Genomic DNA, 22,137 nt, shown 5'->3' on the forward strand with positions numbered 1-22,137 from the left:
CCCATGTCGAGTGACCCGAGGAATCCTCCCCATGCTGGCCGAGTACCGCCAACATGTTGCTGCCCGCGCGGATCAAGGGATCCCGCCGCTGCCCTTGAGCGCTGCCCAGACCAGCCAGGTGTGCGAGCTGCTCAAGGATCCCCCTGCCGGCGAGGAAGCTTTTTTGTTGCATCTGCTCACAGAGCGGGTGCCGCCGGGAGTGGATGAGGCGGCCTATGTGAAGGCGGGCTTTTTGGCGGCTGTGGCCAAGGAAGAAGCGCGCTCACCTCTGATTACCCCCCTGCGGGCGGTGGAGCTCTTGGGGACGATGCTGGGGGGCTATAACGTCCAGGTGCTGCTGGAGCTGCTGCAAGATGAACGACCGGAGATTGCCGCCGCGGCGGCCCGCGCCCTCAGCCACACGCTGCTGGTTTTCGATGCCTTCCACGACGTGCTGGAACTCAGCCAGGCCGGCAACGCCCGCGCTCGGCAGGTGCTGCAGTCCTGGGCTGAAGGAGAGTGGTTCACTACCAGGCCGCCCCTGGCCGAGGCCATCACCGTGACGGTGTTCAAAATTGCCGGCGAGATCAACACCGACGACCTCTCCCCCGCCGCCCACGCCACCACCCGCCCGGACATCCCCCTGCACGCCCAGAGCATGCTGGAGTCGCGCGCGCCGGGATCCCTGGCTGCTATTGCCGAGCTGAAGCGCCGCGGCTATCCGGTGGCCTTTGTGGGGGATGTGGTGGGCACGGGATCTTCCCGCAAGTCCGCCCTCAACTCCCTGCTCTGGCACATTGGCCACGACATTCCTTATGTGCCCAACAAGCGGGCCGGCGGGGTGATTCTGGGAGGCACGATCGCGCCTATCTTCTTCAACACCGCCGAAGATGCCGGCGCCCTGCCCATCCAGTGCGAGGTCTCGCGGCTGGAGACGGGCATGGTGGTCACCATCTATCCCTACGAAGGCGTCATCCGCTCTGAGGATGGCCAAGTCCTCTCCACCTTTTCCCTGCGGCCTGTGACCCTGCCGGACGAGGTGCGGGCGGGGGGCCGCATCCCCCTCTTGATTGGCCGGGCCCTCACCGACAAAACCCGCCAGGCCCTGGGGCTGGATCCCTCTCCCCTATTTATCCGTCCCACCCCGCCCGCCGACACCGGCAAAGGCTATACCCTGGCCCAGAAAATTGTCGGCAAAGCCTGTGGGCTGCCGGGGGTGCGCCCGGGCACCAGTTGTGAGCCGCTGATCACCACGGTGGGATCCCAGGACACCACCGGCCCCATGACCCGCGACGAGCTGAAGGAGCTGGCCTGCCTGGGCTTCAGCGCCGACCTGGTGCTGCAGAGCTTCTGCCACACCGCCGCCTATCCCAAGCCGGTGGACATCCAGATCCATAAAGAGCTGCCCGACTTTTTTGCCTCGCGGGGGGGCGTTGTCCTGCGGCCCGGCGACGGCATCATCCACTCCTGGCTCAACCGCATGCTGCTGCCGGATACCGTCGGCACCGGGGGCGACTCCCACACCCGCTTCCCCCTGGGCATCTCCTTCCCGGCGGGATCGGGGCTGGTGGCCTTTGCCGCCGCCATGGGGGTGATGCCCCTCAATATGCCGGAGTCGGTGCTGGTGCGCTTCCGGGGGGAATTGCAACCCGGGATCACCCTGCGGGACATCGTCCACGCCATCCCCTACGTGGCCATCCAGCGGGGGCTGCTCACCGTCGAGAAGCAGGGCAAGAAAAACGTCTTTGCCGGGCGAATTATGGAGATCGAGGGCCTGCCCCATCTCAAGGTGGAGCAAGCCTTCGAGTTTACCGACGCCTCGGCAGAGCGCAACTGCGCCGGCTGCACCATCAAGCTAAGCGTCGAGACGGTCGCCGAGTACCTGCGCTCCAACGTGGTGCTGCTGAAAAACATGATCGCCCGCGGCTATCAGGATGCGAGAACTCTGCTGCGGCGCATCGCCAAGATGGAAGCCTGGCTGGCCAACCCCACCCTGATGGAGGCGGATCCCGACGCCGAATACGCTGCCGTGATCGAGATTGATCTCAGCAGCATCACCGAGCCGATCGTCTGTGCCCCCAACGATCCCGACAAGGTGATGACTCTAAGCGAAGTCCACGCCCAGCACGCGGCAGGCAACCCCGACACACCCATCCAAATTGACGAGGTGTTCATCGGCTCCTGCATGACCAACATCGGCCACTACCGGGCTGCCGCCAAGATCTTGGAAGGGCAAGGTCGGGCCAAGGTACGCCAATTTTGGATCTGCCCACCCACCCGCATGGACGAGGCGCAACTGCGCGCCGAAGGGGTGTACGGCACCTTTGCCGCTGTCGGCGCGAGGACGGAAATGCCGGGCTGCAGCTTGTGCATGGGCAACCAGGCCCGCGTGGCAGATGGGGCCACCGTCATGTCCACCTCCACCCGCAACTTCAACAACCGCATGGGCAAGGACGCGCGGGTCTATCTGGGATCCGCCGAGCTGGCGGCTGCCTGCGCCCTCCTGGGGCGGATCCCTACCCCTGAGGAATACCGGGAGATCGTTGCCACCAAGATCCAGCCCTTTGCCGGCGAGCTGTACCGCTACCTCAACTTCCACGAGATCCCCGGCTTTGAGGACGAAGGGCGGATCATCCCCCGCGAACAAATGCCCAAGCTGGAGGAAGTCCTCGGGATCCGTTCCTAAAGGGGCCACCCTGATACCATGGCAGCATGGTTTGCTAGCCTTGGAGAAATCCTGATGGCCCTGTCCCGAAAACTCACCCGCCAGATCCACCGCGCCCTCGCTCCCATCCTGGCCCTGCCCTTGGTGGTGACGGTGGTGACGGGATCCCTCTACCAAATTGCCCGCCTCAACGACAACTTGGACTACTACTGGCTAATCCAAATCCACAAAGGGCAGTGGGGGCCGCTGGATCTGCAGGCCATCTACCCCTTCTTAAACGGCCTGGGGCTGTTGGTGATGGTGGCTACCGGCCTGAGTTTATGGTTGCAAACGAGATCCCATCGCCCGCCCCAGCGCAGCGATTCCTGAGAGCTTTCTCCTGATTCTTGGGTGAGAAAATACCCCAACCGATTTCCAGAAAACTCGACCTCTGGAGCCAGCCAGAAAGCTTATTTTAATGTACAGAGGCTAGGCTAAAGCCTTGTGAGTAAAGCTTAAAGAGAAGCTAACCAAAAGTTAACCAAAATCTGATCAGGAGGTGGATAGATATGGCTCTGGTTCGCTGGGATCCCTTTCGGGAAATTGACGAAATTCAACGGGAAATGAACCGGATGTTTGACCGGCTGATGACCCGTCCCGCCGAGACCGATGCCTTTGCCTTCGTGCCGGCGGTGGAAATGCACGACGATCCGGAAACCATTACCCTCAAGCTGGAGCTGCCCGGCTTGAACCCCAACGATCTGGACATCCAAGCGACGGCGGAAGCGGTCTCCATCAGCGGTGAGCGGCGCTTTGAAAAACGCTCCGAAGACAAAGGCGTAACCCGCACCGAGTTCCGCTACGGGCGCTTCCAACGGGTGATCCCGCTGCCCAACCGGATCAAGCACGATCAGGTGAAAGCGGAATACAAAGATGGCATCCTCACCCTGACTCTGCCCAAAGCGGACTCTGAAAAAGCCCAAGTGGTCAAAGTGAACGTTGTCTCCTAATTGCCTGAGACAAGCGCCACTTTCGGCTTAAGCAAAATCCAGATCCCAGAGGGTAGGCCATGAGCCTACCTTTTTTGCTTTTTGGCTTGTCCATCCTCAACTCCCCTCTCCCTGAGGGAGAGGGGCTGGGGGTGAGGGCTGGGAGAGGGGCCGGGGGTGAGGGAATACTCCCTCCCAGGGATCCGATTTGACCTCTGCCCCTGGGGTTGGATAAGGTTGAGGGCGAAGTGGCTGGGGAGCGAGAGCATGGCCAGCGTGACCTACGAACACGTTACCAAGCGCTACGGCGACACCACGGCCGTCCACGATCTGAACATCGCCATCGAAGATGGGGAATTTCTCGTCTTCGTCGGCCCCTCCGGCTGTGGCAAGACCACCTCCTTGCGCATGCTGGCCGGCCTGGAAGAGGTGAGCGCCGGCTCCATCTACATCGGCGACCGCCGCGTGAACGACGTTCCCCCCAAGGATCGGGACATCGCCATGGTCTTCCAGTCCTACGCCCTCTACCCCCACATGACTGTGGCCGAGAACATGGCCTTTGGCCTTAAGCTGCGCGGCCTGCCTAGGGCGGAGATCGAAAGCCGGGTTCGGGGGGTGGCCAAGCGGCTGGGGATCGAACACCTGCTCCACCGCAAGCCCAAGGAACTTTCCGGTGGACAGCGGCAGCGGGTTGCCGTCGGGCGGGCCATTGTGCGCAACCCGGCGGTGTTTTTGATGGATGAGCCCCTCTCCAACCTCGACGCCAAGCTGCGGGTGCAGGCGCGGGCCGAGATCAGCAAGTTGCACATGCAACTGGGCACCACCTTCATCTACGTCACCCACGACCAGGTGGAAGCCATGACCATGGGCAACCGCATCGCCGTCATGAAGGATGGCCGCCTGCAGCAGGTGGATACTCCCCAGGCCCTCTACAGCCGCCCCGCCAACCTGTTTGTGGCCGGCTTCATCGGCAGCCCTTCCATGAACTTCTTCTCAGCCAAGCTGCGGGAGCAAGAGGGCACCCTCTGGGTGGATAGCGGCGCCTTCCGTGTGCCCATCCCCCCCCACCAGGCGGATTCCTATCGGCCCCGCGCCGGCCAGCCGGTCATCTTCGGCATCCGCCCGGAAAACATCCACGATCCCCAGTACCAACCCCCAGGGATCCAACCCGCCCGCGTGCGCGCCAAAGTCTCGGTCGCCGAGCTGATGGGCCACGAGGTCATCCTCCACCTCAGCACCACCGACGCCGAAGGGATCCTCCCCGAGCAGGAGTTTGTGGCCCGCGTGGATCCCCGTACCCAGCTTCGCGTCAACCAATGGGCAGAAGTGGTCTTTGACATGGATCGCTTCCACCTCTTTGACCCGCAAACCGAGGAGCGGCTGGAATAAACAAGAGGCGCTGTCAAGCTAAAGATTGGCTACCATAGGCTCCAGAGAAAAAAGGATCCCTATGCCGGAGCAATCTGCCTCGAAGTTGGTGCAGGCGCAGTTCGACGAATTTCCCTATCCCAACGTCCCCATCGAGCAGACGGTTACGGATACCTTTGCCCTGTTTGCCAACAGCTACACCACCGCCTGCTACGTGCGAGATCGCAAGGTGGTCAAGCCCGAAGGCAAAGTGATGCTCAACGCCGGCTGCGGCTCCGGCTGGGAAACCCTGGTTCTGGCCACGGCCAACCCAGGTGCCTCTTTGGTCGGGGTGGATATCTCGCCGAAATCGCTGGAGATGGCCCGGCAGCGCTTCGAGTTCCACCAGATCCCAGATGTGCGCTTTGAAGTAGCAGACATCACCGATATGGGAGCGCTAGGGGAGCAGTTTGATTTCATCGCCTGCAACGACGTGCTCTACCTGCTGGAAGATCCGGTGGCCGGACTCAAAGGCATGCGCCAGGTGCTCAAACCCGAGGGCATTATCCGCACCAACGTCCACAGCCTCTATCAGCGGCAGTTTATTTTCAACATGCAGGATGCCATGGAGCTGCTGGGGGTGATGGACGAGCCGGCTGCCAAAGCCGTTCCCATCCTCCGAGAGCTGATGGATGCCCTCCATGAAGGCAGCTTCGTCAAAAGCCACTGGCAGGGAGACGCCATCAAAACCACCAACGGGATCCTGGCCAACTTTCTGCTGCGCAGCGACAAGGGCTTTACGGTGCCCCAGGTGTTCGAGATGCTGCGCCAGGCCGGGCTGGAGTTCATTAGCATGGTGAACTGGCAGCAGTGGAAGCTGGAGCGAGTCCTCACCAAGCCGGTTCCCTACGCCCTGCGCCACCTTAAAAAGCTCAGCCAAGAGGAGCTGCTGCACTTTATCGAGCTGATTTTTCCCAACCTGACCCGGCTGATTGATTTTTGGTGTGGCCACCCTCGCCCCGCTCCACCAGCCCCTTTTACCCTGGAAGAATGGCGAAACGGCTCCGTGCAGGCCCATCCTCTGCTGCTGCGTCTTAACGCCAAGGTTGCCTTCGAGAATGCCATCCGCGACAACGGCCCGGTCAACATCAACGGCTGGCCGGGATCCGAAGGCAACATCGTCATCGATCCCTTCTCGGTACGCTGGCTGATTGATGTTTTTGGGGAAGAGCCTGTGCCCGTACAGGCGCTGGCGGCCAAGGCCCTAGATCTCATGGACTGGACCCCCGAAGAGGCCTTTAACCAAGTGGTGGCCAACCTCAAGTTCCTGGAAGAGCGGCTGGTGGTGCTGCTGCACTCGCCCCTGCGCTAAGTTCAGGGATCCCGCGTCAGCTCCCCTCCCACCCACGATGGAACACTACCCCCCTCTCCCTGAGGGAGAGGGGCCGGGGGTGAGGGCCATCCCTGAGGGAGAGGGGCCGGGGGTGAGGGCCATCCCTCAGGGAGAGGGGCCGGGGGTGAGGGCCATCCCTGAGGGAGAGGGGCCGGGGGTGAGGGCGATCCCTCAGGGAGAGGGGCCGGGGGTGAGGGATCCCTCAGGGAGAGGGGCTGGGGATCTGCAGCACCCGGATGCGCTCGGCCCGGATGGCCGCCGGGATCCGCCCTTCGGCGTCGGCATTGACGGCAAAACGCACCTTGCCCTCCATCTCCACCTCGTCCCCTGGGCGCAGCTCCAGCCAACTGGCGGGGCGGCCAAGGCGGATGGCCTGGACATCTTCCGCAGGAACCACCGAGACCCAGGTGCCGGCGTAGCGCTGCAGGTTGGGGCTGACCTCGTCCAAATTGACCCCGATCCAGCCTTCCTCGCGGTTGAGGAGCCGCACCGTTCCTGTCAGTCGAAAAGGTTGCGCTTCTTCTGCTAGCTGGATCGGCTCGTAGAGAACTCTCGTGTTTAGAGGCTGCAGACGGGCCAGCTCCACCCGCCATCCCTGGGCCTGGCGGTAGAGAGTAACTTCCATCGCCGCCCGCAGACGCCCGTCCGGCAGCGGCTCATAGAAACCCAACTGGGAGCGAAAAGGGCGAAACCGCGGATCCTCCCGATCCGGCTCGGTTAAGAATTGCTGCAGCTCCGCGGCGGTGAACTGGAAGTGCAAAGTGGGCACCACTGCCTCCGGCCTCAGGATTGCGTCTACCTGAAAGATGGCCGTGTTGCCCACCTCCTGGATAGGAGTGAGGGTGAACTCCTCTGCCGAGGGCCAGGAGCGATCCAGGGCGCCCGGCGGGATCCCCCTCAGCAGCCGCGGGGTGAGCAGCGCTTCTGCCGTGGCAAAATCCCGAGCGTTGGCCGCCTGCACAAAGGCTTGCAGCGTCTCTTTGGCCGTTTGCGTCTGCCCGCAGCCATTGAGCAAAACCAGGGCCAGCAAGAACCAAGCTTTCTTCAACACCTTTCCCCCGCCACTTCACTGCTGATTTTCGGCAGGTTGCTCAGTTTCTGCCGGAGAGGGAGAGGGCTCAGGGTTCTCCGGCTGGGATCCCTCTGCGGGCGGCTTATCCGGTTGCCACACCTCGATTCGCCAGCCGCCCTCCTGTCGGTAAAGGGTGATCTTGAGGCGGGAAGTCACCGTGTCTCCCTCCAGGCGCAGGCCCACCAATTGCGGGGCCAACTGCTGATAGGTGGGATCGGCAAGATCCGGCTCGGTCAGGTACTTGCGCAAAGTCAAGGGATCCAGCCCCAGGCGCTGCGCCGCCTCTTCCAGAGAGGACTCGCCCTCCACCCACACGTAGGCCGTCTTGCCGCTCACCTCTTGGTTGCGCACCTGCACATTCTCTCCCGCTGCCCCCCAAATCGAAGGCAGGGATCCCGGCCTGAGGGCATTGCTGAAGCGCTCGGTCAGGTAGCCGTCGGCGGTGCCCCAATCCCCCTTTTCGGTGGCAGCGATAAAGGTGCTCACCACCTGGTCGGGGGTTTGCGCTGGTGTGGCCTGCGTACAGGCGATCGTGCTACCCAAGCTGAGAAGAAGAGTACAGGTGCTGATGTGACGTAGCATAGGAACAACCTTGTTTAAGATGCGCTGTCTCGAGACAAACCTCGGCAGACGTTGGCTCGAAAGTTGAGAACAATAGCAGATGCAGATTGGGCCTGGAAGCTTAAGAGATGTAACAGGTAGATGGAGTCTGCCGTACTTGCGTCAGGCCTGCCTGAGGTAACTGTCCAATTCAAAATGACGATCTCCGAAAATCAGAACTATGATACCATTCCAGGAAGCAGTGACAACAAACGTACAGCTTTGATGCTATGGTTAACCGGCAGCCTCTCGTGACACTACCCTCCATGGCTGCTGCTTGTGTAGAGTTATGCACTGAGTCTACTGCTCAGCAATATGCAAAAGGCTACGTCAGCTAGGATAAATCGGTAGGTCATAATACAAGTTTAAGCTTAGGTAAGGAAATGGCAGTCCCATTGTCTGAATCAGGCTCAACCTGGAATGCTCGCGGGATCAGTCAAGCCCGTGTAGCAGAAACGGCTCCTACTGCAAAGGAAAGAAGAAACGCTTGGTCAGTATCACTCTACTACTGGGATCAAGGGATCAGTACTGAGCCAAATCATCTGCCCTGCTTATTGAATAGACTCCATGCACTTTGGGTTCTAGGTGTCTCATTTACTTTTTTAGAAGAAGCACTTAAACTCTTGAACCAGTTAGAGTTAAACCCAGAGAGATGGAAAGATATTCCCCCTCCAAACATAGAAGGTTATGAGTTGGCATGGAAAGTTGATTCCCCTGACTTTGAGCCACTTGATCCGGATCTACCATCTATAGATCAGTACCTGTATTACTTAGCTCGCTGGATAGCAGAAAGAATAGGGCTGCCTTACCAAACACAAGTAATTCCTTTTTGGCGCATTGCTGCCTCAATTCACCCCAAAGATCTAAGAGCTAAAGCAATCCTAGGCCTTGGTCTATCTAAAAACCTGCAGATCGAAGGTATAAGGCATCTGAGGCAAATTCAGGCTATGACGGCCACACAAACAGCCAAAAGATGGGCTCAAGCCTGTTATCAAACTTCTGTAAGCTTTCTTCAAAGAAAGATGGGTGAATCAAACTCGATAAATTTGAGAAGCAAAAGAGAATTTGTTGATATATGCTACGAGGGTTACACAATGAGGCTAGAAGATAGTTTAAACTCACTAGTTACTCATTGTTATCTGGCCCAAGGAAGATGGTTTGAGTCAGGGATAGACTTTGTTAGGTCCTACCTGAAGCCGGGAATGATGTTTATAGATGTAGGGGCAAATGTAGGCTTATACACTCTTGTTGCTGCCCAGGCCGTAGGAACCAAAGGCAAAGTAATTGCGTTTGAGCCAACTCAATCTTGTGTGGAAATATTAAAACACAATGTCAGCGTTAATAGATTATCGCAAGTTACGATAAACCCATATGCAGTGGGTAGCGAGTCAGGGCAGACATATTTTCTAGAAACAGACGATAGTGTGTACAATAGAGTGGTAACTAACCTTTCAGGAGTAGTCCACCCTGTAAAGATCATCCGGCAAATTACGCTAGATGATTGGTGGCGCTCTTACAGAAAGCCTTTGGTCGATATGGTCAAGATAGATGTAGTTGTAGATCCCTTAGGTGTTATACAGGGAGGTCGAGAACTTATAAAAAGCTGTCTCCCACTCATTCAGCTAGAAGCAAAAGATGGTGGGGGATTTGTGTCGAGGGAAACATCCTCTTACCTGTCAGATCTGGGGTACACTTTTTTTGCATACAACTCCACCTTGAACGAATTATCGAGAGCTCGGGAACAAGCTCGCAGCCTCTCTGCGACAAACTTAATTGCAGTTCCCGAAGCGCGCTACGCTAGTCTTATAGAGGACGGCGTCCTCCAGAAAGACCTATCTCCATCTAAGAAGCTTGATTCAAGCCTGTTGTCTTTACTTAAAGATTTGCTCGAGGAAAGCCAATGATTGTTGTTGATGGTGTTGCTTTGCAGAGTAACTTAGAAACCCCACCGTCTATTATAACCTTTTGGCAAAATGTTGTAGGTGAATGGTTAAAGCTTGGCCACAGTCGAGACTTTGTGGTACTGGTGAGAGAAAGCCAACGTATTGCTCTTCCAGGCGATACAGTCATAGCGGTGATTCCTGACTATAGTTACGAAGACGCTGAATCCGATCACGTAGGTCTGCAGAGCGCCTGTGACCAGCTTAAGTCAACGCTCTTTATCTCAACTTTGTACACATATCCTCTTAGAACACCTAGTGTGGCAATGATTTATAGTGTGGATGAAAGCCAAGAGTTTCTGTCAAACTTGGCAGCTCAAGAGAAACATAACTCCATTTTGAATGCATCGGCATTTATATGTCCGTCTGAGTGGGTGGCATCAAACTTGATGGCAAAATATCCTGGTATTTCTAAAGAAGATATTGAAGTTATCTACCCAGGCTTGCATGGTGACCTAGGGCCATCTCCTCCTCTAAAGCTACGGAAGTTTCGAGAAGAGCGAGATCTGACTCGTCCCTACATCATTTACAGGGCGGGAGCAGGGGAACGAAGAAAGATAGCCTTCCGCGCTATCCTAGATAGCCTGAGCGAGATAGCTTCCGGGCAAGTTCCGGAAGTTGTTTACCTATCAGTTGATGGAAGTAGGACTGACTCACCTTTGGAATCTTTCGTGGACCTATCTAAACCAATTCGAGCTCGAATCCACAACCTCAAACTTTCGCCTGACGAGTTACCGCTACTCTATACAGGAGCTACGGGGTTACTTGAGGTTGAACCCGAGCTTGGAATGGGCAATTATGTTCTCGAGGCGATGCGATGTGGCTGTCCAGTTATCATTCTCAGAGAATCTCAAAGAAAAGTGGAACATGCCAATGCGCCTGAACCGTGGATTGAGATACCTCTGGAGCCACATGCCATATCGCAGGCAATCGATCAATTGAGAGATACAAAGTATAGAAGTTCTGTACTCTCGCAAGGGTTGATCTACACAAAAAACATGACGTGGGAAGAAGCGGCCAAGCGAATGTGGTCTTTCCTTGACCTGAAGGCGAAAAACATAACATCTTAAAGCTTCGAAAGGTAAATATCATAGAATGAGGTGCCCTCTATCTCGTCGTGAATTTTGAGCACATGAGAGCATAAGTCGTATGAGCGATAGGCCTCGTGAAGAATTACGGCAAGTGCTAGCCGCTTTCTGGAGGGAAGCTCTCCCACTCGCATAAAGTCTTTGGCATAGATAAAGTCAGTCCAGGAGGCTTGGGTGCACAAAGAAGTCAGATTCTTGGGAAAGGACTTCATAACTGGGCAGGCAATCCCAGTAAGGCTATGGATAAGAAAGCCATGCTTCCTCAGAGCAATATCTATGTCGGAAAACAAGGGCTGGCCAATGTAGTGGGGGACAAACAGGACCTCAGTTTGAACCACTACAATGCTCTCGCTGAGGAGACGAGCGGCGCCGTGGATAATGCTAAGCTCACTTCCTTGAGTATCCATGACAAGCCAGTCTGCATCTGAAGCCTCTTCCAGGTCATCGAGGCGAACCGTCTTGACTTTTTCCTCTGAGACGACTTGGTAAAGCTCAGCTAGATCGTGGAACCTCTCCAGCAGTTGATGGTTGGGCTGGAACAGAGATGAGGTCATCCCGGTGTTGGTTAGATAAAGAGTCGATTCAGAGCCATCGCCAACAGCCATAGGAAGGTATAAAACATTAGAGCTGCTAAAACTTTTCTCTTTTAACCGCTCGTATGCTTCTCGATCGGGCTCAAATGCAACTAAGTCTCCAAAGCCCTTGTGAATCATTTCAGTATAGATCTCAGGAGTCCCAAGATCAGATGCTCCTGCAGCAATTACTTTAATGCGAGGCATTGAGGTTCCCAAGACAGAGGCTATAGATAGCTCAGACATGACTTCCTTTCTTCACTTCACTCCTTGTGAGCGATTACATTTAGACTGATAAGCTCATTGCAGTAAACAATTGTGCTTGCGTCATTAAACATACCGAACTGATCTACTTGGACGATGAAGTCAAAGCCAACAGTTTTGAGTAAATGAGTTAAATTCTCAATGGTATATCCATATTTATGAAAGTCATACTGATCGACCTGGCCACCATAGAACATACTAATGATGTACACCAGTTGATCATAGGAAAGATCGTCCTTTAGAAGAACTCTAGATAGCGCTTTTAGGTTGGGCACAGAGATATATAATCTTCCTCCTTTCTTCAGTACCCGATACCACTCTGTCAAAGCTACCTTTGCCTCTCGATAATCAAAGTGCTCAAGAACATGTGAGGCGTATATCTGATCTACGCTTTCACTTCCAAATAAGCTGAGGTCAATTGCGTTTGCGACGTAGTCGACTTCAGGCGAGGGCAAAACGTCAAGTATTTTCCAGTCAGGATGTGGCTCTCTACCACCAATATGTAGATTAAACATGCTTACCCATTGCTCCTAGCTAACCATCTTAGTAAGTTTAGCCAAGTTTGGATGCTTGCGAAACTTAAATGGCAAATCTGTGAACCTAATTCTACCTTTCCTATCTTGGCAGTACTGTTCCCATATCTGGGTATATGCCTTCTCTAAAAAAGCTGTAAATCTCTTTCCGTCAAGAAGGGGAGACAAATAGAGACGCTCTCGCATAGTCCTTCTCATCCAGACCAGAAGCTCTGTATCTTCGGACAGCGTTGAGGCAATACGAACATAATCTTCCTCTGTCTGTGCAATTAGCTCTGGCAAGTCTACTGTTTTTAAGATTGACACACCAACTCTGGAGACATGTGCTGAGCCCTCCAGCGTTATTACCGGAACTCCCATCCATAATGTCTCACAGGTTGTCGTTGTTCCGTTGTAGGGGAACGGATCTAGGGCAATGTCCACCTCTCCATAGGCTGCGTAGTGCTCAGCAAAGCCCTGTCTACCATATTCAAGCTTGACTCGCTCTTCCGAAATGCCGTGGCTTCCAATTCTTTGCAGGAAGATCTTACAGGTGCTCTCATCTCTATACCGCTGATTCTTTAAGTGTAAAACTGAGTTGGGTACCGCCTTTAGTATCGTTGCCCACAACTTAATTACTCGGGGGGTAATTTTGGAAGGGTTGTTGCAGCACCCAAAGGTGATAAAGCCATTCTTAACCACAGGTGGATCCGTGACCTCAGGTGCCTCCCGAGAAGGCTTATAGCAGAGAAAGCTATGGGGCATTCTTATCAGCTTCTCGGTATTCAAGCCATCAGTTACGTCATAGGGATCTGCGAAGCTGTCCGTTATTCTATAGTCCACGACGGTCATACCGGTGGTGTCAGGATAGCCGAGGTAGGTAACTTGTACAGGTGCAGGACGGAGAGCCATTACGTGTACTCTTGTACCGCCAGTGTGCCCGCTTAGATCCACCAGAATATCAATTTGATCTTCTCTGATTAGCGTTGCAACTTTCTCGTCGCTTAGTTTACTGATATCTCTCCATCCTGTCGCCCATGCAGAGAGCTGCTCAGTTACCATGTCAGGTTGATCAACATTTGAGTAGCAATAAATCTGGTAGTTTTCTTGATTGTGGTTATCATAGATTGAACTCATGAAAAAGTGTACCGAATGCAATCGAAAATCACCTGACAGGTAGCCGATCTTAAGTGGCCTTTGAGTGGTTCGCGAGTTTGTGTAGGGCTTCCAGTAACTTTGATATCGGCTTTGGTAGCGAATACCCCACCGTTGATGCTCCAAGAATGTTTCTAGAGGATCAAAGTTCTCTGAGTAATGCGAGACCATAAGGATATTTGACATCGCACCCGCAAAGTCAGGAGCGATCTCGAGAGCTTTCCTATAGCTAGCCAGTGCTTCACGTAATCTGCATTGCTCTAGATAAGCACCGCCTAGATTTTGGTAAGCCACGGCGAAGTTTGGCTTTCTTTCAATGGCCAGTAGATAATTATCTATGGCCTCCTGAGTTCGGGATAGCTTGGCCAGGGTCAAGCCTTTGTAGAAGTATGCATCAGCTAATTCAGGCTTGAGCCTTATGGCCTCCTGTAGATGTTCTAAAGCATCATCGTACTTTTTCTGCTCAAAGAGTCTAGCTCCGATGTTGCAGTAAACTTCTGCAAAGTCTGGGGAAAGCTCCGCAGCTCTATGAAAAGCAAACTCTGCTTCCTCTTTCTTCCCCAATAACTGGTAGGCAAGACCCAAGTTATTGTAGGCTCGGGCAGATGTTGGATCTAGGTTAATTGCTTGTTCAAGGCATCGAACTGCCTTTTCACCCATAGCAAGATCTAAGTAGTAGCATCCCAGGCTATGCCAATACTCTGATTCCCCTGGATTTAGCTCAATAGCAAGACATATATGATGCTTGGCTAGGTGCAACCGCTTTTCTGTCCTGTAAAGAACACCCAGATTGTGGTGAGCTTCGGCGTACCCTGGATCCAAAGAAATGGCGACTTGAAAGCAATCTCTTGCAGCTTGAATAGCTTGGTATCGATCCTCAAGATTTTTTCTGCTTTCTAGATTTAGCTCCTGAACGGCTATCTCTGTTGCAGCTTGGGGTTGGATCTTTCGGCTCAGAGCTGCCCCTAGATTGTTATAAGCCTTTGCATAGTTCGGATTGATCTCTATAGCCTTCTTATAGTGCTCCATCTCTTTATCTTCTTGGCCGACCTCACCGTATACTCTACCCAGGTTCAAGTGAGTGACAGCAGAGGGCTCGATCATCAAAGCTTTCTGAAAAGCAGTGATTGAGTCTTCATAGTGTCCCAGTTCTACTAGCAATAAACCTAGTTTGTTTTGCAAGTCGGCACTAGTCGAAAATAGGGGCTCTATTTGCTTTGCGTGTCGAATGGCTTGATCCTTATCTCCAGATAGAGAAAAGGCATCAATTAACTGAAGATGAGCTTCAAGGTAGTCTGGCTGATCCTTTACTGCTTTCTTTAGGATGCCGATAGCACTATTTACCTGGCCTAACTTTAGCAGTACCTGTCCAAGAAAGTATGCTGCCTCAAACTGTTGCGGATCCAGCTCCAGAACCTTCAGAAAAGCTTTCTCTGCTTCATCCCAGCGCTCAAGCTGGATAAGGGCCAGACCTAAGTTAAAGTTTGCATTAAGGCTTTCTGGATCTATTTGGATGGCTTGTTGATAGCACTCTATTGCCCTTTCGGGTCGGTTTAGCTTCTCGTAAGCCACACCCAAGTTAGTGTAAAGCGATGCCGACCTTTGACCAAGGCTGACACACCTTTCCAGCCATTCCACAGATTTGACGTATTGTTCCTGCTGATAGGCCAGTATGCCCAAATACTGAATGGCATCAGGCTGGTTAGGCTCTAAGCTTAAGATCTCCAGGTAGCATTTCTCAGCTTGATCCAGCTCACCCGAGCGATGATGGCGAAATGCTCGCTCTAGGAGCTCTTGAATCTCGGTTCTCATATCTCCAAGCCTTGACTGCAACGATTCTATCAGATGAATTTGTAGATTTAGCGGCCTAGGAAAATGGGCAGGCTCTCAAGACCTGCCCACTTCCTGTATTTGGCCGCTCCTGGACTACAGAGGCAGCCTAGATTTAGAGGCGCCGCTAGCGCGGGATGGAGAAAGTGATATCCAGACGCGGACCACGAGCAGTGGTGATGGGCGAACCACCCGTGCCCGTAGCCGGCTCGCGGTCGAACTCGGCGCGGCAGACCCCGTTGGCTCCCTGGCTGATTTCGAAGCCAGCATTGGGAGCAGTGCGGGTGAAGGGCGTCACCGTAGTGGTGGCAGAGGCCGTGACCGAGCCGGTGACCGTCACCGTTTCGGAGCGGGTTTCAGAGCCAACGACCGTGCCTGTGGCCGCAAAGGTCACCGTTGCGCTGGCTACCGAGGTAAAGCCAAGGCCCGCTGTAATAAATTGAGAGGCAGTGAAGGTAGCAGTGCCAGTGACACTAAAGGTAAAGGATTCAGTGTCAGTTGCAGTTCGAGTTTGAGTACCCTCTCCTTGTGTTACTATTACTGTCCTTGATGCCGTAGCCACGCCAGAGACAGTGCCAGTGGCCGAGAAGGACTGTGTAAACGGCGTCGTCACCGCACCGGTGATGGTGTTGGATACCGTGGCACTCGCTGCACCCGTAACGACAAACGTCTGCGTCGCCGTCACGTTGAAACGCTGCGTCGCCGTCACAATCCCCGTCGTCGTCACCGACGTCGTTCCCGTAGTCACCAAAAAGACCGGAGCTGCCTGGTTGTTCCACACTTCCTTGGCGCACTGCAGCCGCACCTGGTAGAAGCGCGTGCCCGACACCGACCGCTGCACACCCGGCTGCACATCCGCCGTCCGCGGCCCCGCCGACACATCCCCACCCAACACGTTGCCGTTGATGCTCAACGCAATGAAGCTGGGCGTGGAAGCCGGCGCAAAAAAGTCGCTGGAAACCACGTTGTCGCGCGCACCCAGGTTGACTTCCTGGAACACCACGTTGTTGGCCGGCAGGTTGTGCGGCGTCGGATCCAGGAAGAAAAAGCCGCGCCCCCTATCGCCAAAGTTTCCAATCTCCGCCGAGTCGTTGGAGGGCAACTGCACCAGCGTCAACTGCGCAGATTGCACCGCGGCGTTGGACGGAATGCTGTCGGGAATCGAGAAGGAGAGCACCGCACGGTAGTCGGTGTAAACCCCCACCGGCAGGTTCTCCGCTACCCCACTGCGGCGAATGCCATACCCCACCGGCACCACGTTCGGGCTGGAGAATACCTGCCCGTTGGGCGTCACCGCCGCCAGTTGTGTCGGCAGCAAGCTAACCGGGCCGCCAGTAGCCGCCACGTTGCCGGTGGTGAAGGTGGCCACAAAGTCTTCGGCCAGGCTGCGGCCCGAAGCAAACAGATCCGGCACCGCCCGCGAAATGGTGACCCGATAGACAGAGTCGTTGCTCAGGGGTGTGCGGAAGGTGACGGTGACTTGGGTGCGGTCGGAGTTGAAGGCCAGATCCCGAGGCGGGACAGCTCCGGCTTGGGGCGCCACCGAGGTGATGCTCAGGGCTTGAGCCAAGGGAGCCTCGCGCACCGGCTCGCTGAAGCGAATGGTAATCGAGGTGGTGATGGCAACGTTGGTGGAGCCATCCGAGGGGCTGATGCTGATAACACGTCCCACCGGCGTAGGCGTGGGAGTAGGGGTGGGAGGTGCTGGCGGCGGAGCCGGGGGAGCCGGAGGAGCCGGCGGGGGCGGGGGCGGTACGGGCACCGACGTGCCGGAGCTATCTTCGCCGCAACCGGTGAGCAGCATGGGCAGCAGCACCACCGTCGATGCCAGAGACAGAGACCCCAGTGACTTGAGCAGCCACTTGTGCATTGTTCCGTTCATGTTTCTCCTCTTAACCAAAAAGTAGAGTTCGGCTGAACACTTCCCTCACATTACCCGATCGGCTCGCTCAGGGCAACCTAAGCTTTCTGAGAAATGGCCAATCGAGGGGAGACGCAGACACGCCAGTTTGGTGGCTAGCCTGTTTACTCTGCTAATCATACAGGCAGATGCGGCAGCTTTGGCAAGAGTTATCGACTTTTTCCGGGCCAATGGGGAGTGATCTGGGTCACAGACGATGGCATGAGCTTGCCTGTGGCTACTGCTTCGTACAACTCTGCTGAAGAGGCTGGGTTGAGGCTTGGCCGAGGGAGGTGAGACGTGGCCGGAATCTTTGCCCAGCAAGGTTTTCTCGGATCCAACTCTAAAAAACCGGGAGATCTACCTATTTCTCTGAAAAATGGTGCTTGATCCGGGGCAGAAGGGTGGCAGGATGAGGAGTGGATGTTTTTTCTGGAGACCCAACCAGGATGGCTACCTACAAGGTCACTCTGATCAACGAAGAGCGAGGCTTGAACGTCACCATCGATGTGCCGGATGACGAGTACATTTTGGATGTGGCGGAGGAGCAAGGGATCGAGCTGCCCTATTCCTGCCGCGCCGGGGCCTGTTCGACCTGTGCCGGCAAGCTGGTGAGCGGCACGGTGGATCAAAGCGATCAATCCTTCCTGGATGACGATCAGATCGAGCAGGGCTATGTGTTAACCTGCGTGGCCTACCCTACTTCTGACTGCACCATCATCACCCATCAAGAAGAGTCGCTGTACTGAGGCCCTCACCCCCAATCCCTCACCCGCGGCCCCTCTCCCTGGGGGACGACCCTCACCCCTGGCCCCTCTCCCCCAGGGAGAGGGGTTTTTTGTTTTGGGTGCTCCTTTCCGGCAGCCTCAAGCGCTCCGCGCCGCCGCAGGCGACTACTCCCGGCCCCTCTCCCAGCCCAAGCGCTCCGCGCCGCTAACGCGACCACCCCCGATCCCTCTCCCTGGGGGATGACCCTCACCCCCATCCCCTCTCCCTCAGGGAGCAGCCCCTCACCCCCGGCCCCTCTCCCTGGGGGATGACCCTCACCCCCGGCCCCTCTCCCTGGGGGAGAGGGGAGTAGGATTTTCTCATTCTCTGTAGAACTTTTTGACGATGACTCCAGAGCAAGAAGAGTGGTTAATCCGGGCCGTTCAAGAGCTGCAGGCTGCCCAAAAAGAGCTGCAGGCTGCCCAGCAGGAGCTGCGCCTTGTCCAACAGAATCAACAGGTTCTGATTCAGGAAGTCCGCGAGGGGCAGGCGATGCTGGCGCAGTTTTTCCGCGAGGCGCTGGATCGCTTTGACGAGCGCACTCGGGCTATTGAACGCCGCACTGAGGCTTTGGAGAGACGCACCGAAGCCCTGGAACGACGCACGGAAGCCTTGGAGCGCCGCACCGATGAGATGGCAGAGGAGATGAGGGATTTGCGCCGCGATTTTTTGGAACGGCGGTAGCCCCTCACCCCCATCCCCTCTCCCTGAGGGATGACCCTCACCCCCGACCCCTCTCCCGGAGGGAGAGGGGGGTTAGGATGGCAGCAGAGCAGCCTTTGGAGGTGGCTGTGGTTTTGACGACGGGATCCGTTTCTGCTTCTGGATCGACAACGGCTCGCCTGAGTTTGGCAGAGTACCTTCAGTATTCCGATGGCGGCGATACTCGCTATGAGCTGGTGGCGGGGGAGTTGGTGCCGATGGCCCTTCCAACCGGACGGCATGGTCAGATTGTGGATTTCCTCAATACCGCTTTTCGAGCTGAGATCCGGCGCCAGGGGCTACCGTGGACTTCTCAGCCGATGGCTATCGGGATCCAGTCGCCGCGGGGCAACCGCTGGGATACGGTGCGGATCCCGGATGTGGTGGTGCTGCCTCTGCAGCAGTGGCAGGAGATGGGATCCCGAGAGGCTCTGATTCGCTTGGAGGATCCGCCGCCGCTGTTGGTGGTGGAGGTGGTGAGCGAATCGAGCCGGGCGGCGGACTACCGAGCCAAACGGGCGGAATACTGCGTTTTGGGCATTGGTGAGTACTGGATTGTGGATCCGATGGAGGAGAAGGTGAGCCTGCTGCTGTTGCACGAGGGCTGGTACGACCTGCTGGAGCTGAAGGGATCCGAGCGGGTGCCCTCGAAGGTTTTTGCAGGGCTGGAGCTGCAGGCGGGGGAGATCTTGGCGGCGGACTTGGGTTATTCTGGTAAAGCCACGGGGAGTTAGCTCAGTTGGTAGAGCGCTGCGATCGCACCGCAGAGGTCAGGGATTCGAGTTCCCTACTCTCCATTGCCCTCACCCCCGGCCCCTCTCCCTGAGGGAGAGGGGGGTTGGTGGTAGGATCTTGGCATCCTCTCGCTCTAGTTGATAATGACTCCGGAACAAGAAGAGTGGCTGATCCGCGCTGTTCAAGAGCTGCAAGCGGCCCAGCAGGAGCTACGTCTTGTCCAACAAAATCAGCAGCTTCTGATTCAAGAACTGCGAGAAGGGCAGGCAATGCTGGCCCAGTTTTTTCGCGAGTCCATGGATCGCTTTGATGCGCGCACCCGCGCTATCGAGCGCCGCACGGATGCCCTGGAGCGCCGAACTGAAGCTCTGGAACGGCGCACTGACGAGATGGCCCAAGAGATGAGGGAGATGCGGCAGGAGATTCGAGATCTGCGCCGCGATTTTTTGGAACGGCGGTAGGCCCAAGCGCTCCGCGCTGGCCCTCACCCCCGGCCCCTCTCTTTGGGGGAGCAGCCCCTCACCCCCGGCCCCTCTCCCTGAGGGAGAGGGGAGTTAGTAGGGATCCGTGCTGGATTAATCTGGAGAGAACTTTGACGTTGCTCGATCGGCCTTTCCCTTCCTTAGCGAGTTTGCCATATGTCTGTTATCCGTGCCCTGCACCGCCAGTTGGTGAGCAAAGAGCGCTCGGCCGAGGAGATCGCGCGCGAATACCTGGAGCGCCTGCACCAACTGGAGCCGCAGCTCAAGAGCTTTATTACTGTTACGGAGGAGCTGGCGCTGCAACAGGCTAGGGCGGTGGATGCCCGCATTCGCGCCGGGGAGGCGATTGGTCCGCTGGCCGGGATCCCGTTGGCTGTGAAAGATAACCTCTGCACCCAAGGGATCCGCACCACCTGCGCTTCTCGGATTCTGGAGGGGTTTATTCCGCCCTACGAGTCAACGGTGACGGCGCGGCTGGCGGCAGCCGGCATGGTGACGGTGGGCAAGACCAACCTGGACGAGTTTGCCATGGGCAGCTCCACGGAAAACTCGGCCTTTCAGCGCACTGCCAACCCCTGGGATCTGACGCGGGTGCCAGGGGGATCCTCAGGCGGGTCGGCGGCGGCGGTGGCGGCAGACCAGGCGGTGGTGGCCTTGGGATCGGATACGGGGGGATCGATCCGCCAGCCGGCGGCCTTCTGTGGCGTGGTTGGCCTCAAGCCCACCTACGGGCTGGTCTCCCGCTATGGGCTGGTGGCCTTTGCCTCTTCTCTGGATCAGGTGGGGCCGTTTGGGCGCACGGTGGAGGATGTGGCCCTGCTGCTGCAGGGGATTGCCGGCCACGACCCCATGGACTCCACCAGCCTTAGGGTGGAGATCCCGGACTATAGCCAGGCTTTGATCCCCGATATCAAAGGCTTCAAGATTGGCGTGATCCGCGACCTGCTGGGGGAAGGGTGTGGGGAAGAGACCCGCGCGGCTGTGCAAGCGGCCATCCAACACCTGCAGGAGCTGGGGGCGGAGATCCTGGAGATCGACTGCCCCAGCTTTCGCTACGGCCTGGCCACCTACTACATCATTGCCCCTTCGGAAGCTTCTTCCAATCTGGCCCGCTACGACGGCGTCAAGTACGGCCTGCGGGAACCTGCCGACTCGCTCTTGGCTATGTATGGCAAGACCCGCGCCCGCGGCTTTGGGCCGGAGGTGAAGCGGCGCATCATGATCGGCACTTATGCCCTCTCTGCCGGCTACTACGATGCCTACTACCTCAAGGCCCAGAAGGTGCGCACCTTGATCAAGCAAGATTTTCTGCGGGCCTTCGAGAAGGTGGATGTGTTGGTCAGCCCCACCACCCCCACGCCGGCCTTCAAAAGCGGCGAGCGGGAGGATCCCTTGAGCATGTACCTGTGCGACCTGATGACGATCCCGGTCAATCTGGCGGGCTTGCCGGGGCTAAGCCTGCCCTGTGGCTTTGCCGATGGGCTGCCGATTGGCTTGCAAATCGTGGGCAACGCCCTGCAAGAGAGCAAGGTGCTGCGGGTGGCCTATGCCTACGAGCAAAGCACCGACTGGCACCAGCGACGGCCCCCACTGGAGCAGCCTTCGATTGAAAAGACCCAGGGATCTGCCCCCGTCCAGCCCGGCAAAGGGAGCAAAAAAGCCAAAAGCTGAGGATCCAGCAGCTAGGCAATGCCCATCTGGTTGGCCGCCGAGAAGCGCTCCATAAAGCGCAGGAAGCGATCCCACTCGGCTTCTGTTTCCATGTCGTAGATCACTTCCAGGGCCTTGAATTCTCCGTTTAGGAACTTGGCCTTGATGTTGCGGGTGGTCAGCTCCCCTTCTTCGTCGATCATCCGCATGCCGAGGATGTTTTGCGTGTCGGACTTCAGCTCCTCGAAGCGAAAAATGGCGGATCCCCGCTTGCCGGTTTTGGATTTCAGCAGCCGTACTTGGGTGGGCACTTCTGGAATGCCGGGAGAAAATTCGATACTGACCATGATGCTTAAAAAAATAACCGATTCAGGCCATTATAGTTGTTCCAGATACGATTAAGACACTTTGCCGCTAGCGGCCCAAACGCTCCGCGCCGCTCACGCGACCACCCCCAGCCCCTCTCCCTGGGGGAGCAGCCCCTCACCCCCAGCCCCTCTCCCTGGGGGAGAGGG

General features: G+C 56.4%; 19 protein-coding genes and 1 tRNA gene. 13 read left to right on the forward strand and 7 right to left on the reverse strand.

The window, feature by feature from the left end; translation table 11 throughout:
* Window positions 1–31: 31 nt before the first annotated feature.
* From acnB to NW862_RS03325, 5 genes are all read left to right on the forward strand, one after another.
* Window positions 32–2,665: a bifunctional aconitate hydratase 2/2-methylisocitrate dehydratase gene (gene acnB, locus NW862_RS03305; protein ID WP_414348904.1), complete on the forward strand. Its 2,634-nt coding sequence runs from the start codon at window positions 32–34 to the stop codon at window positions 2,663–2,665.
* Between the two features lie 54 nt (window positions 2,666–2,719).
* Complete coding sequence (locus NW862_RS03310; RefSeq protein ID WP_414334845.1) at window positions 2,720–3,013, forward strand: PepSY domain-containing protein; 294 nt, start codon at window positions 2,720–2,722, stop codon at window positions 3,011–3,013.
* 179 nt (window positions 3,014–3,192) lie between these two features.
* The gene (locus NW862_RS03315; RefSeq protein ID WP_414334846.1) at window positions 3,193–3,633 is read left to right on the forward strand and encodes an Hsp20/alpha crystallin family protein; all 441 of its coding nucleotides are present in this window, start codon (window positions 3,193–3,195) and stop codon (window positions 3,631–3,633) included.
* 246 nt (window positions 3,634–3,879) lie between these two features.
* On the forward strand, window positions 3,880–5,001 hold the full coding sequence (locus NW862_RS03320) for an ABC transporter ATP-binding protein (RefSeq protein WP_414426918.1): 1,122 nt from the start codon (window positions 3,880–3,882) through the stop codon (window positions 4,999–5,001).
* Between the two features lie 61 nt (window positions 5,002–5,062).
* On the forward strand, window positions 5,063–6,331 hold the full coding sequence (locus NW862_RS03325) for a class I SAM-dependent methyltransferase (RefSeq protein ID WP_414336044.1): 1,269 nt from the start codon (window positions 5,063–5,065) through the stop codon (window positions 6,329–6,331).
* Window positions 6,332–6,554: 223 nt separating this feature from the next.
* Here NW862_RS03325 and NW862_RS03330 read toward each other — a convergent pair whose 3' ends face one another.
* Together NW862_RS03330 and NW862_RS03335 are read right to left on the reverse strand one after the other, a co-directional pair.
* Window positions 6,555–7,400, reverse strand: coding sequence for a hypothetical protein (locus NW862_RS03330; protein WP_414426919.1), 846 nt, complete (start codon window positions 7,398–7,400; stop codon window positions 6,555–6,557).
* An 18-nt stretch (window positions 7,401–7,418) separates the two neighbouring features.
* A complete protein-coding gene (locus tag NW862_RS03335) occupies window positions 7,419–8,006 on the reverse strand; it encodes a hypothetical protein (RefSeq protein WP_414336553.1) in 588 nt (195 codons plus the stop codon).
* Between the two features lie 401 nt (window positions 8,007–8,407).
* Between NW862_RS03335 and NW862_RS03340 the strand changes: the two genes are divergently transcribed.
* Window positions 8,408–9,928 (forward strand): FkbM family methyltransferase, encoded by a 1,521-nt coding sequence (locus tag NW862_RS03340; RefSeq protein WP_414336551.1) that lies wholly within the window; start codon window positions 8,408–8,410, stop codon window positions 9,926–9,928.
* A complete protein-coding gene (locus NW862_RS03345; protein ID WP_414336550.1) occupies window positions 9,925–11,034 on the forward strand; it encodes a hypothetical protein in 1,110 nt (369 codons plus the stop codon). Before NW862_RS03340 ends, NW862_RS03345 begins: the two co-directional genes overlap by 4 nt.
* On the opposite strand, the gene NW862_RS03350 is transcribed toward NW862_RS03345, so the two are convergent.
* The 4 genes from NW862_RS03350 to NW862_RS03365 form a co-directional block, all read right to left on the reverse strand.
* On the reverse strand, window positions 11,031–11,831 hold the full coding sequence (locus tag NW862_RS03350; RefSeq protein WP_414426920.1) for an FkbM family methyltransferase: 801 nt from the start codon (window positions 11,829–11,831) through the stop codon (window positions 11,031–11,033). The genes NW862_RS03345 and NW862_RS03350 overlap by 4 nt on opposite strands.
* A gap of 56 nt (window positions 11,832–11,887) precedes the next feature.
* Window positions 11,888–12,403: a class I SAM-dependent methyltransferase gene (locus tag NW862_RS03355; RefSeq protein ID WP_414336546.1), complete on the reverse strand. Its 516-nt coding sequence runs from the start codon at window positions 12,401–12,403 to the stop codon at window positions 11,888–11,890.
* Between the two features lie 15 nt (window positions 12,404–12,418).
* Entirely contained in the window at window positions 12,419–15,367 is a 2,949-nt protein-coding gene (locus NW862_RS03360) for a tetratricopeptide repeat protein (protein ID WP_414336544.1), read from the reverse strand.
* Between the two features lie 145 nt (window positions 15,368–15,512).
* On the reverse strand, window positions 15,513–17,267 hold the full coding sequence (locus NW862_RS03365; protein ID WP_414336542.1) for an Ig-like domain-containing protein: 1,755 nt from the start codon (window positions 17,265–17,267) through the stop codon (window positions 15,513–15,515).
* A 467-nt stretch (window positions 17,268–17,734) separates the two neighbouring features.
* Between NW862_RS03365 and NW862_RS03370 the strand changes: the two genes are divergently transcribed.
* The 6 genes from NW862_RS03370 to gatA all read left to right on the forward strand — a co-directional run bounded on the left by NW862_RS03370 (window position 17,735) and on the right by gatA (window position 21,643).
* Window positions 17,735–18,034 (forward strand): ferredoxin, encoded by a 300-nt coding sequence (locus NW862_RS03370; RefSeq protein ID WP_414336204.1) that lies wholly within the window; start codon window positions 17,735–17,737, stop codon window positions 18,032–18,034.
* A 364-nt stretch (window positions 18,035–18,398) separates the two neighbouring features.
* Entirely contained in the window at window positions 18,399–18,737 is a 339-nt protein-coding gene (locus NW862_RS03375; protein ID WP_414341554.1) for a hypothetical protein, read from the forward strand.
* Window positions 18,738–18,814: 77 nt separating this feature from the next.
* Window positions 18,815–19,489 carry a Uma2 family endonuclease gene (locus NW862_RS03380; protein WP_414426921.1) on the forward strand — a complete coding sequence of 225 codons (675 nt, stop codon included), beginning with the start codon at window positions 18,815–18,817 and terminating at the stop codon, window positions 19,487–19,489.
* Window positions 19,480–19,552 (forward strand) — tRNA-Ala (locus NW862_RS03385). The genes NW862_RS03380 and NW862_RS03385 overlap by 10 nt, the downstream gene beginning before the upstream one ends.
* A gap of 81 nt (window positions 19,553–19,633) precedes the next feature.
* A complete protein-coding gene (locus NW862_RS03390; RefSeq protein WP_414336537.1) occupies window positions 19,634–19,951 on the forward strand; it encodes a hypothetical protein in 318 nt (105 codons plus the stop codon).
* Between the two features lie 177 nt (window positions 19,952–20,128).
* On the forward strand, window positions 20,129–21,643 hold the full coding sequence (gatA, locus tag NW862_RS03395; RefSeq protein WP_414335670.1) for an Asp-tRNA(Asn)/Glu-tRNA(Gln) amidotransferase subunit GatA: 1,515 nt from the start codon (window positions 20,129–20,131) through the stop codon (window positions 21,641–21,643).
* Between the two features lie 11 nt (window positions 21,644–21,654).
* Here gatA and psb28 read toward each other — a convergent pair whose 3' ends face one another.
* On the reverse strand, window positions 21,655–21,969 hold the full coding sequence (gene psb28, locus NW862_RS03400; protein ID WP_414335669.1) for a photosystem II reaction center protein Psb28: 315 nt from the start codon (window positions 21,967–21,969) through the stop codon (window positions 21,655–21,657).
* Window positions 21,970–22,137: the final 168 nt, after the last annotated feature.

The sequence above is a fragment of the Synechococcus sp. H55.8 genome (assembly GCF_047462375.1).
Taxonomy (GTDB): Bacteria; Cyanobacteriota; Cyanobacteriia; order Thermostichales; family Thermostichaceae; genus Thermostichus.